This is a genomic window from Akkermansiaceae bacterium, assembly GCA_024233115.1.
GTDB lineage: Bacteria > Verrucomicrobiota > Verrucomicrobiia > Verrucomicrobiales > Akkermansiaceae > Oceaniferula.
Genome location: JACKQB010000004.1, coordinates 64,198 through 76,374 on the forward strand (window position 1 = coordinate 64,198; position 12,177 = coordinate 76,374).

The window sequence follows — 12,177 nt, forward strand, 5'->3', positions numbered from 1 at the left end:
CTTCCCCGGTAATCCGAACCATTCACATCATGACCTTCAGACGAATAACCACATCACTTTTGTTTTTTTCCATCGCTTCTCCCTTTGCCCACACCACGCAAGTTGATGGTGCGGAAAAAACGGACAGCCCGGTAAGCGAGTCAAAACAACAACTGCTTCTGCAACTTGGGAAAAACAACCATCGCTTTACTCCTGAAGCCAGGCTGGCTTACCTCAATTACCGCAAGGCGGATGCCATCAAGGCGCTTCAGCAACATGCGATCTCCTTGCCCGATCCGCTGTTTGACTGGGTTGACCAGTCCCCCGTCATCGCATCCGCCATCTACGGCATGGAACACGGAACCCCTGCCCAGGCACTGGTGCTGTTGCATTCGCTCACACTGGATTTGGGTGACGCCAACGTCCGTAAGTACCCGCAGCTTGTGCTCGCAGCCGTTATGCTCCATGCCCGTCAGGTCGATCTGAAAAACCCGGAAGCCCTGCCGTGGATCAGCCTGAAAAAACGCCCGCCGATCAAGGTGGTCATCCCCGGGAACCCGCTGGTCAGGGTGGACACACACCCCAAGGACCGCCCCTACGACATCCATGATCACGTCATCAACTTCATGTATGAAACGGAAACGCTCAACCAGGCGGGGGAAATCACCAAGGTGGAGCCACGACCAAAACCAATCAGGGCCTGCGACATCGTAGCAAGCAAACCACTCCAGGCTGAATTCAACACCTACATGCAGCGTAAGGTGAAGGATTTCCAGCCCCTCCATTGTGGCGAGAGCCTGAACTGGAAATACAAGGGGGTGTCGTGGCGCCTGCCCGAGCGCAAGGCTCTGGGCCGGGCATGGCAGCTGTTTTCCGAGGCCTATATGACCAAGGGCCTCCTGCCAAGAAACCGGGACCCGCTGCCGTCGCCTGCCGAATGGCTGGCCTACCAAATCAGCAATGCCAATGATCCGTCACGCAAGGTTGAGCTGCCCGACGCCTGGCCGTTTGCCATCTATCTGGTCAACTCTCCCCAACCACTACGCGAGGCGGAATATGCCTGGCTGGAAATGGCCCGGGGGATACGCCCGATGCGTTATGTCGAATATGTCGGCAAAGTGGCGCAGGACGCCACCATGCTCCGACTGCGCCGACTGACCCCCTTCGATTACGCCTACGGCAGTCTGGCCATGATGCGCAAGGACGGTGGCGTCTGCGGCACCCACACCAGCACCAACATGCAAGCAGGTGCCGCCCTTGGCATGAGCATGATGAACTGTGCCTCACCGGGTCACTCATTTCCCGGCTCCCTGAAAAAAGCAAATGGTATTTACTCAGCCACCGTGGCCAGGACGGGCATCAAATGGTACTTCGATCATCAAAACCCCACATCCATTGGCAACGACAGCAACAAGCTTGTGGCACTCGCCGCCGCGATGAACTGGGGACTCGACGGCTTTACCGATTCCCTGCTTGGCTGGTCATTATGCCTGGAACTCCAGCCTCACCTGTCCGCCGGTCAGCGGCATTCCCTGCTCAAAAGCTCGTTGATGCTTAACCCGTGCAACATCAGCCTGGCGCGTGCAACCTGTGCCGCCACCACCAGCCCCGGACAAGCTCTCGCACTCTGGCTCGATTTTCAAAAGGCCCTGGAATCCAAAAAGGGCCAACAAGGCTTTCAACACAGCGACAGGATGCTCTCTGAAACCTGGAAAAACATCTGTAAGATATGGGAGCAACAACCTGTCCCCGGAGACAAGCAACTGTGCGCCCAGATCTATGGGGCGCTAGCACAAAACCCGACATCTTCAGAATTACTGACGCGCTATCAACTCCATGTCAAAGGGCTCGATGCCACCCTGGTCAACGTGTCCCGTGAGCTGGATACACACTTCAGCTCACTTTTCCGGACCGATGAGGATGGGCGGAAATTGTTGGACAGACTGAATTCCACACTTGCCTCCATCAAAGACCCGAAACGTCCCGGCCTCAAAGCCGATTGGCTGGCGGAGCAACACAGCAGGCTCAACAACAGGGGACTCTATGTCACCTACGACCAGCGTGCCCGCAAATACATTGCCAAACAAGATCCATGCGCCCTCTTGCTACACGGTCTGGCAAAAAAACCCGTGGACAACAAAGCATGGGCAACAAGGATGTTGGACCAGGCAAGCATCGAGCTGGAAAAACACCTCAAGTCCAAGCGCACCACCGATATCTGTAAAACCATGGCCGCCAAGCTGCGGGCTGTGGTCGCTCACGCGAAATCACAACAGATCGACCTAAGCCGCTATGCGGCCACCTGGTTTAAAATGATGGACGGCCACCAAGCCTACGCACGTCACGCCTGGTGCCAAAAGGATGCCGCATCCGTCGTCATCGATCAACTGGTCGCGGAGTTCCCCGGCGACCAGAGCGCCGAGGGTCTCGAGAAGGTTCTGGTGACACTCAAAAAGGAACTGGACGCCCTCAACAGCAAAGCCATCACAGCGGAAAGCCAGAAACGCATCAACTCCCTCAATCTTGAAATCGACAAGTTGTCGTCGCGCATCCAGGCCCAACGTCAACAGCCGCAACAAACCAAGCCCGGTGAATGATCCACAAACCGGTTACAGGACGTCACCACCCGCCGGACGCTGGAAAAACAGGTATCCCGTGCGTTAGTAGGCGTTGGTAAACATGCTGTAACGAAACTCATTCGACTTAAGGGACTCCACATGTCCATCGGCAAACAGCACATGCGCCTTGCCATTGTGTCTGAAATCAATCACAGCCTCGCAAGCTTCCGGTGCGATCTCCTCATCCTCCTTGGCCGGGTTATCCGCTTGTGGCCAGGCCGCACGATAGAACCATTGAGAACGGAACGCACCTCCCCAGAGGTTGATGTGTGAGCTTTTGACCACACTCTCCGGATTTTGGGCCGGGGCATCGATGAGCATCGCCGTGGTGGAGGGACGCTTGAGCGCGACAAAGGGGACGCCGGGGTATCCTTTGGCATCCTCGCGCCATGGCATGACCGCCTCGACACAAGCATAGTGCTTGAGTGCGCGTAACCCCCCGCTGCCCAGATCAGACGGAATCCTGACATTGAGCCGCTTCGACATGAACGGCTCGGCGTCTGCGTGGGTGAAGGTATCCGACCCCTCGGAATGCATTCCGGCCGATGCGCGGATATGATCCATCCAGAAGTAGCCGCCCTTGGTGGCCTGCTGGGACAGCGGGTAGCGACCGGTCTCACTGGCATGGGCTGTGATCCCGATACCCGATTGACGAAGCTGCGCGAGGTCCTTGGCACTGCGACCGTTGTTGATGACCCGAAGGGAAACACTGAAAATCAGGGCGGCGAGCACTGCCACAATGGCAATCACCACCAGCAGCTCAATCAGGGTGAAACCCCGGTAGACAACAACACGCCTGGAATCATTCAACTTGAGGATCATGGAATAACCTAGACACACAATCCCAAAATCGCCACATCAATTATTTCACATCAATTATTTCGTGCCGGAAATGCGACGGCACACTACCACCAGAGGATGGCACAAACCAAGACGGCGACACCGTAGGCCAGCCCTCCGAGGGCGGCAAGCTTGTAACGGCCGTCGGTTTTGGTGACCCAGGTGATGGCGTCACGCATCAGAAAGGGCATACCGACCCAGAACAGGCCTTTGAAAATCATCGCATAGGCGAAAACAGGGACCAGCAAGCGGCTCGCGGGCGGCTCCAGGTAGGCGGAGTATAGAAGTGGCGCGGCGGCCATCAGGGCTAACAGGCCGATTGCACGCACCGTGAGGAATTCCTTTACATGCATGATCATACCGGCTGCGGCGATTGGCACCAGGAGGCGCATCAGGTTTTTGGCCCGGTTGAACTCACCGAGGTCCATCTGGAGTTTGCTCAACGGCCCGAGGCCATCGGGGGCGACCAGTAACCAGAACCAGAGCATTCCGGCACCCATCAACCACGGCCCCAGCATCTTGTTGCGTGGCAGCTTGATGAAAAACGCCTTGCTTTCAGCTGGTTTCAGCAGCATCCACAGGTGCAGACCGATCAGCCACGCAGCAAGCACGTAGCCAGCCATATTCAGGGGAATTTTCTCGTAGGGATGCATAGTCGGGGAATGTTGGGGCGGATGTTACGGAGAATTACCGGGGAGGAAAGGCTTATTTGTCATCCCTGGGTTCGTCTCGGCGGTTTGCAGCACCTGGCCATAGGAATATTCATCCGCCCTGATACCCGCGACCCCCATCATCACTGCCACTGCGATGATCGGTGTCCATTGTTTGATGTGAACCATAGTAAGCCCTCTCATGGATACTGGAAATCAACGGATGACCGCCGTCCCGTATAGGGAAAACCCGGTCGTGTCCTCGATCAGGACATCGAAAATCCCTCCGGTCATACGCTCTGCGTCACCATCGAAGATGACGATTTTATTCTGGCTGGTCCGGCCCATCAGCCGGGACTTGTTGGTCTTGGACGGACCGGTGCAGAGGACCCGCTGGTGACTGCCGACCAGGGCCTCGTTTTTCCTGATCGAGAGTTCGTTGACCACCTCAAGTAGCCGTTGGTTCCGCTCCTCCTTGACACGCTCGGACAGCTGGCCGCCCATCTCGGCGGCGGGTGTGTTGCGGCGTTTTGAGTAACGGAAAACAAAGGCATTATCGAATTCAAGCTGTTTGACGGTATCAACGGTCGCCTGGAAATCCTCTTCGGTCTCGCCGGGGAAACCGACGATGATGTCGGTGGTGATCGCGATATCGGGTCGGGCCGCCTTCATGTTTTCGCAGATCTCGACAAATTTCGCATGCTTGTAGGGTCGGCGCATTTGTTTTAAAATCGAATCCGATCCGGACTGCATCGGGAAATGGATATGGCTACACAGTTTGGGCAGGTAGGTGAAGGCGGCCACCAGGTCGGCGCGGTAACCGATCGGGTGAGGCGACACGAAACGGATGCGCTCCAGCCCATCGATCCCGTGCACCGCTTCGAGCAGTTGGACGAAGGGTGACTTGCCATCGACCCTGGGAAACTCGGTCCGGCCGTAGAGGTTGACAATCTGGCCTAACAAGGTGATTTCCTTGACACCATTCTCAACCAGCCCCCGGCACTCGTCGACGATGTCAGCGATCGGTCGGCTCCGTTCTTTGCCGCGGGTGTCGGGCACAATACAGAACGAGCAGCGCATGTTGCAGCCCTGCATGATGGAGACAAAGGCCGTGGTCTGGTCGGCCTGGGCAACGTGGTCGCGGATGGTGTTCTGGGAGTCCTTTTCCTCCTCGACATCACAGATGTTACCGCCGGTCAACGAGAGGGAGGGGTCATCCATCCGCTGCTCCATCCGCCTGGTCAGGATGTTGTCGACGTATTCAAAAACCTTGTGGTATTTCTGGGTGCCCACCACCACATCGAGGTGGGGGATGTTTTTAAACAACTCCTTGCCCCGGCTCTGCGCCATGCAGCCCATATAGCCGTAGACGAGGTGGGGCCGGGTATCGCGGTATTTCCCCATGATCCCCATCTTGCCGAGTGCTTTTTGCTCTGCCTGGTCGCGGACACTACAGGTATTGACAAGGATCGCATCCGCTGCCTTCTCATCCTGGGTCACGGTGTAACCACCTTCCACAAACATCCGGGCAACCTGCTCGGAGTCGCGTTCGTTCATCTGGCATCCGTATGTCTTGATAAATACCTTGGGCATCGGGGGGCCCGCTACGCGGGAGTTTGAAGTTTTCAGTTTGAAGTTTGGAGCGACAAACAGCACCGCTGCGCGGTGTGCGGAAGGTGTAGGGGGAACGGGGTAAGAATCAAGGATGTTTTTGACCACGAAGCAGGCCCAATATGTCAAGATACGGTATGCAACCCCTCCAAGCGGAGGATCGAGCAAAGTAACTTCCGCGTATTTTGCGGTTAAAGTCCTTTCGGGTGCCGGACGTAGTAGCCCTTCGCCCCACGGCGTTGGGGTTTCCAGCGGGGACCGGTCGAGTTCCAGGTGCCGCCGGTATCAAAGCGGGCACCGGCGATGACCAGAAAGACGTGGCCTTTGCGGACATAGACCGTAACCCAGTCACCGTATCCCTTTTTCCCGTAATCGAAGAAATTCTGCGACACCAGCGGTTGGTCCAGTTTGCCGCCGGCATGGAGGACATAGGAAACGGCGCCTGAGCAGTCGTAACCCGTATCGTTGAAACTGCGGTGGCCGCCGCCGTAGACATAAGGTTTGTCGGTGAGGGAGTTGGCCGCTGCGATCATACGTTTCACCCGCCGTGGTGCGCGTGGCGGTGCGGTGGCTTTGCCATCGGGGCCCACGTAGGCCGTTTTACCGTAGTCGAATTGGTGCACGATGTAGCTTTCCCGGGCCTTGAGCTGCGATGAGCAGGAGGTCAGAAAAACGGATGCGGCAAGGACCGTCAGCGATGTAAGGATGATGCTGAGACTTTTCATGGCGGCATTTAACCATAATTGATCATTTTGATCAATTAACAAAACACCGGAGCCGGGGCAGCGCGATCAAGCCCCGGGACGGGATGGCGGGCACATAGCAACGCTACTTTTTCCAGACCCCGGCCTTGTCGCGCTTGGCCTTGCTCTCAAGGCTGTGGAGTTTGCTGATAAAACGCTTGGAGGTCATGCGGCTGGGCAGATCGTTTATGGTTTTATGCCAGAAGGGTTCATCCCACTCGGCGCCCATGCCGTAGGCGCGGGCAAGACCGGCCTCAACCAGGGCCTCATCGAGTCGCTTGCCCTCTGCATTCACCACAATGGCGAAGTAACGCGCTTTTTTACTCGCGCCGCCGGCCTTGGTTTTGCGGGTATAGACGGTGAAGGGTTTGCGCAGGAACTTCTTCGAGAAGTCGGCGGCTTTTTTACCCCACTTGATGACGTCCTTTTCCTCGATGTTAAATTCCTTCGCCTGCTCAACGAGTCGGGATTTCACCCGTTTATCCGTTTCAGGGCAATCAACACCATACAGTCGGAAGACATAGGTGTAACCGGTCAGCGCCTTGACCGAAAAGCTGTCGCCATCGAAATACTTGTCGTCCGCGAGCTCACAGCGCTCGTAAGTGAGCCATTTTTCGGCGGAGACCGTCCCCATGACAGCGATGAGGACGGCAATGATGGATGTGAAACGGCGGGTCATGCGGTCAGGTTAAGCTAATCCACGGATTGTTCAACCGTGATCACCAGCCTGCACACGGCCTGCACCTGTCCTGCACACGCGCCTCCTTTCCCAACGGGCGATCCCAGCCTGGGCAGGCTCGGGGTGGGGTGGGAGGCATGGAGGGAAGGGTCAACGGTTCCAGCGTTTCACCGGGGTACGCGTGAAGGGTAACTCGAGCTGCTGCCATTGGGGGCTGGGGTGCGGGTCCCATTTCCGACCCCGCAGGAAACACAGCGAGCGACGGTAAAATGAAATCATCGAGCAAAGCAGAGGCGACTCCTTAAGGGTGGATTTATTCATGTGAACAGTGTTCACAAAAGTAGCCCGGTGGTCAAGGATTCTTGTCGAAAAAAACATCCGCGCAAAAAATCCCGCCCCCATCGCACCCGGATTCCGGTAAAGAGGCTTGATAACGGAGTCTTGGCGAGGCACAAGGCAGGGCACTTTACGCTCTATGAAATTTTATCCAGCATCCCTCGTGACTGGTTTCATGCTACTTGGCATCGCCGGGGCAGACCTGTCGATCGATCCAAACGATGCCCGCGCATCGCTTGGCTTTTTCTGCCACAACCCTGCAAACAACCAGGAGATTAAAACCCTCATCGATGATCTGGATGCGGATGCTTTCGAAGTACGTGATAAGGCATTTGAAAAACTCACGCACTTGCCGGCGCTTCCTGTGTTTGTCCGGCGGATGGCCAAGGAGGAAACCAAACCTGAGGTCCGCACCCGGCTCGAAGACCTCGCCAACCGCTTTACCGTGGAATACGAAAGCGCCGGACTCAATCGACTGCTTCATCAAATCAACACAGCCAGGTCCAAAGGTGCCCTCGCCCCGATGGTGTCCATTGTCCAATCCGGGAGATGGCAGATAGACCCAGGCTCACTTCACCAGGCGGCTCGGGCGACGGTCACACCGGACGACTTACCGCTCATCGAGGCAAAGCTCGCTAACAAGTCCGCCGATGTGCGCAGCCTCATCGCTGCGGCATTGGCCGGCCTGCCCGTTCGGGTGGCCTCAGGCCCTTTGCAACAACTACTCCATGACCCCGCCGAGCAGGTGAGGCTCAGCGCGGCGCTGTCGCTCGCCAGACTGCGACACAAAGCCTGCCTACCGGCGTTTGCCCGACTCCTTGAGTCCCCGGACTTTTTTACACGTCACCAAAGCTGGTCGGCGCTCAAGGCGCTCAGCGGACAGGATTTCGGCTTCGACCCCAGTGAAGCGCCGCCTCGGCAAGACAAGGCGGCCGCCAGGTGGAAGCGATGGTCCTCGGGTAACAAGGCAGGTATCAGGGGCGAGTTACCTGAAAACTTGATCGTCGGTCTTTTCAACGGCCGGAACTTGGCCGGATGGGATGTTTATGAGAATGGCAGGCCGGTGGACAAGCAACAAACGGGCTGGAGTGTGGTTGACCGCCAGTTGGTATGCCTGGGGGGCATTCGCGGTGACATCCGCACGCAACAGAGGTTCGAAAACTACGTCCTTACCCTCGATTTTAAAATCGACAAACCGGACGGCGACAGCGGGGTCGGTATCCTGTTTACCCAGGAAAACGAGGCGGCCGGGGCAAACGAGGGGAAGTATCTCGAAGTGCAACTCCTGCCGGGCGCATGCGGCGACCTTTATGCCATTGGCGGTTTCCATGCACGGGCGAACGGAAAAGCCATCACCTTCAGCGCCCCCCGGACGGCTCCGGTTGACGATCCACCGGGGAAGTGGCACCAGCTCAAACTCAGCGTCACAAAGGGAAGCGTCAAAGTCCGGATCAACGGGGCGCTTGTCAATGAAGCGACCGGTGGCTCCAAGGGGCCGGGCAAGATCGTCATCCGCAACGAGGGCAAGAGGATATCCTTCCGGAACATCATGTTGAGCCGGGCCGGGAAATAGCCAGCCGCGGCCTAACAAAGACAATCACTCCAACTCCAGGTCATCGCCCTCCTTGGGCGGTCTGACCACGCGATCGACCGCATGTTTGGTCACCAGGTTACCTTTGACCGCACGGCCTTTGATAGCGAGCTCACCAAAGCTGAACAAACGGGAAAGGCTGCGCAGGCGGGGCACGGGTTTGAGGTGGATGAGCACCATGTTCTCGGCGCTTGCCTCCTCGGTGTCGTGGACGGCGAAGTAGAGCACACGCGAGTTTTTGGTTCCCTGGGTCAGATCATACTCCTTGTCGCGGGTGACCCCGCCCAGCTTGAAGCGCTTCGCGTAAACAGCACCTTGTCGACCGTCGCGGTAGATCATCGAGTAGATCTTCTCCTCCTCCTTACGCAGAATAGCGATGTGCTGGATGCGTTTGCCGACAAACGCCTTGTCGGCAATCTTAATGACGCGCATCTTGCCTTCACCGTCAAAGCAAATCACATCATCAATCCGCGAACACTTCTCAACCGCATCGTCCTTCTTCAGCCCCCAGCCGGCGAAGCCGTCCTTGTAGTTGGCGTAGAGGACTTCCGTGGTCGCGACTACTTGCGTGCGGTTGACCACACCAAACTCGGCAATCTCGGTGCGGCGCTCGCGGCCTTTGCCGTATTTCTTGATCAGGTTTTTGTAGTATGCGACCGCGTAGCGTGTTAGATTCTTCAGGTTTTTCTCAACCTCCGCGATATCCTCCTCCAGCTTGTTGATGAGTTCGTCGGCCTTGAAGCTATCGAACTTCGAGATCCGCTTGATTTTTATTTCTGTTAGCCTGACAATATCATCCTGGGTGATCTCGCGCCTGAGCAGTTTTTTGAACGGCTTGAGCCCACTGTCGATGGCCTCGATGACCGCTTCCCAGGTTTCACATTCCTCGATGTCGCGGTAGATCCGGTTTTCGATGAAAATTTTCTCCAGCGAGGAGAAGTGCCATTTTTCCTCAAGCTCACCGAGTCGGATTTCAAGCTCCCTTTTGAGCAGCGACTTGGTCTGTTTCGCGCTGTGTTTGAGGATCTCGGAGACTCCCATGAAGCGGGGTTTGCCATCGTGGATCACACAGGCATTCGGCGAGATGGAGACTTCGCAGTCGGTGAAGGCATAGAGGGAATCACGTGAGGTTTTGCAATCGGCCCCGGCGGGAAGGTGGATCAGGATATCGGCGTTGGCGGCGGTGTTGTCCTCGATTTTGGATATCTTGATCTTCCCCTTGTCGTTGGCCGCCACGATGTTGTCCATCAGGCTACCCGTGGTGACCCCAAAGGGCACCTGGGTGATGCGGAGGATACGTTTTTTCTCGATCTTGATTTCGGCCCGGACCCGGATCCTGCCGCCGCGCAGGCCGTCGTTGTAATTGCTGGCATCCATGATGCCGCCGGTTGGAAAATCGGGCAGCAGCTCGAATGGCTGCTTGCGGAGTGCACAGATACTCGCCTCCAGCAGCTCGATAAAATTATGAGGCAACATCTTGCAGGCAAGGCCGACGGCGATCCCCTCGACCCCCTGGGACAACAGCAAGGGGAACTTCAACGGCAGTGTGACAGGCTCCTGGTTCCTGCCATCATAACTACGGCTCCACTCGGTGGTTTTCGGGTTGAAAGCAACCTCGAGGGCGAGCGGGGTGAGTCGCGCCTCGATGTAACGTGGGGCGGCCGCCTTGTCGCCTGTGAGCACGTTCCCCCAGTTTCCCTGGGTATCGATGAGCAATTCCTTCTGGCCGAGCTGCACCATGGCATCACCAATCGAGGTATCACCATGCGGGTGGTACTTCATGGTGTTTCCGACGACGTTGGCGACCTTGTTATAGCGACCGTCCTCAAGCTCTTTCATCGAGTGAAGAATACGGCGCTGCACGGGCTTCAAGCCATCCCCCAGATGCGGCACGGCACGCTCCATAATCACGTAGCTCGCGTAATCGAGGAAGTAGTCGGCATACATACCACCGAGGTTCTGATGCCCGGTGGTGTCGTCCGGATCTGTAAAGTCTAGTTCATCCATGGGGGAGGTATCGTCGGAAAAAGGGGAGGTCAGGGGGGTGAAGCGTTATTTAAGCAATCCAAAACACCTATGCAAGAGCGGATTTGGGGAGAGTGCTTGTTTTCCCGTCCTCTGTTTCCTGGGAAAGACGGTCATTGGTCCATTTCCCAAATCGCCCAGCCTCCCGCGAGGGCGGCGGCATCACCAAGCTCGGCGGCGAGTACCTTTGTCCGGCTGTGCAGCGCCGGGATGCGCTCCGCCAGTTTACCCTGGATGGCGGGAAGGATGACATCTTTTCCCGCCATGATGCCTCCGCCGATGACGATACGCTCGGGGTCGTATTGGTAAATCAGGTTCATGACCAGTGTGGTCCAGTATTCAATGGCCCGGTCCCGTAAATCAACAGCCAGCTCATCACCCGCCGCAGCCTCGCTGAACACGGTGCGGTAGTCGATGATCTCCGCCGATGCCAGCGCGCTTTCGGGAAAAAGCTCCGACTCCCGGGCGATCCCCGGGAGCGCCCAGGAGGCAACGTGCGCCTCCGCGCAGCCATCGAGGCCACAGACGCACCTGCGACCACCCACATGCATCGTGTTATGACCGCAGAGGTTTCCGGCGACACCGTGGGTGCCGAAAAGCGGTCGGCCTTCACAAATGACGGCCGTGCCAATACCCGTGCCCAGTGTGATCATGGTAAGATTCTCCACACCAACACCCGCGCCATACTTCCACTCGCCTATCGCAGCGGCACGCGCGTCGTTTTCCAACCAACAGGGAATCCCCATCCCGGATTTCACCCAGGCTTTGAGGTCAAACTCCGTGGCGTCATCGTATTTCCCGAAGGTGCGGGTGACCCGACTCCGGTCCGGTGCCACAATACAGGGCAGCGAGCAAACCATCGCCTGCGGTTTGATGTCGCCACCAGCGGCAGCCAACAACGTCTCACAGAGTTCCCTGACCCTCGGCATGGATGCTTCCAACGACGCCCCGGCCCTGTGTGCGATGGCATCGTGGACCAGAACCCCTCCGTCCCGCACAATCCCGGCCTTGATGCGGGTGCCGCCAAAATCAACTGCATAGATACTCATGCCACGGTTCTTAGAAAACATCCGTGCCAATGGCGAGCGAAAGTCACTGCAACCGG

General features: G+C 57.2%; 11 protein-coding genes. 2 read left to right on the forward strand and 9 right to left on the reverse strand.

The window, feature by feature from the left end:
- The first annotated feature begins 29 nt into the window (after positions 1-29).
- A complete protein-coding gene (locus H7A51_11305) occupies positions 30-2,576 on the forward strand; it encodes a hypothetical protein (GenBank protein MCP5536801.1) in 2,547 nt (848 codons plus the stop codon).
- A 63-nt stretch (positions 2,577-2,639) separates the two neighbouring features.
- Here the strand turns inward: H7A51_11305 and H7A51_11310 are convergent, their stop codons facing one another.
- The 7 genes from H7A51_11310 to H7A51_11340 all read right to left on the reverse strand — a co-directional run bounded on the left by H7A51_11310 (position 2,640) and on the right by H7A51_11340 (position 7,441).
- Positions 2,640-3,419, reverse strand: coding sequence for a prepilin-type N-terminal cleavage/methylation domain-containing protein (locus tag H7A51_11310; GenBank protein MCP5536802.1), 780 nt, complete (start codon positions 3,417-3,419; stop codon positions 2,640-2,642).
- Between the two features lie 83 nt (positions 3,420-3,502).
- Positions 3,503-4,090, reverse strand: coding sequence for a hypothetical protein (locus H7A51_11315; GenBank protein ID MCP5536803.1), 588 nt, complete (start codon positions 4,088-4,090; stop codon positions 3,503-3,505).
- Positions 4,091-4,114: 24 nt separating this feature from the next.
- Positions 4,115-4,291 carry a hypothetical protein gene (locus H7A51_11320; GenBank protein ID MCP5536804.1) on the reverse strand — a complete coding sequence of 59 codons (177 nt, stop codon included), beginning with the start codon at positions 4,289-4,291 and terminating at the stop codon, positions 4,115-4,117.
- A gap of 12 nt (positions 4,292-4,303) precedes the next feature.
- Positions 4,304-5,680 carry a tRNA (N6-isopentenyl adenosine(37)-C2)-methylthiotransferase MiaB gene (gene miaB / locus H7A51_11325; GenBank protein ID MCP5536805.1) on the reverse strand — a complete coding sequence of 459 codons (1,377 nt, stop codon included), beginning with the start codon at positions 5,678-5,680 and terminating at the stop codon, positions 4,304-4,306.
- A 209-nt stretch (positions 5,681-5,889) separates the two neighbouring features.
- Positions 5,890-6,423 carry a C40 family peptidase gene (locus H7A51_11330; GenBank protein ID MCP5536806.1) on the reverse strand — a complete coding sequence of 178 codons (534 nt, stop codon included), beginning with the start codon at positions 6,421-6,423 and terminating at the stop codon, positions 5,890-5,892.
- A 103-nt stretch (positions 6,424-6,526) separates the two neighbouring features.
- Positions 6,527-7,120, reverse strand: a complete 594-nt coding sequence (locus H7A51_11335; protein MCP5536807.1) for a thermonuclease family protein — start codon at positions 7,118-7,120, stop codon at positions 6,527-6,529.
- A gap of 150 nt (positions 7,121-7,270) precedes the next feature.
- Positions 7,271-7,441, reverse strand: coding sequence for a hypothetical protein (locus tag H7A51_11340; GenBank protein MCP5536808.1), 171 nt, complete (start codon positions 7,439-7,441; stop codon positions 7,271-7,273).
- Between the two features lie 154 nt (positions 7,442-7,595).
- Here H7A51_11340 and H7A51_11345 point away from each other — a divergent pair, with 154 nt between their 5' ends.
- The gene (locus H7A51_11345; protein MCP5536809.1) at positions 7,596-9,029 is read left to right on the forward strand and encodes a DUF1080 domain-containing protein; all 1,434 of its coding nucleotides are present in this window, start codon (positions 7,596-7,598) and stop codon (positions 9,027-9,029) included.
- A gap of 24 nt (positions 9,030-9,053) precedes the next feature.
- Here the strand turns inward: H7A51_11345 and H7A51_11350 are convergent, their stop codons facing one another.
- Positions 9,054-11,054: a DNA gyrase/topoisomerase IV subunit A gene (locus H7A51_11350; GenBank protein MCP5536810.1), complete on the reverse strand. Its 2,001-nt coding sequence runs from the start codon at positions 11,052-11,054 to the stop codon at positions 9,054-9,056.
- A gap of 131 nt (positions 11,055-11,185) precedes the next feature.
- Positions 11,186-12,121, reverse strand: coding sequence for an ROK family protein (locus tag H7A51_11355; protein ID MCP5536811.1), 936 nt, complete (start codon positions 12,119-12,121; stop codon positions 11,186-11,188).
- Positions 12,122-12,177 lie beyond the last annotated feature (56 nt).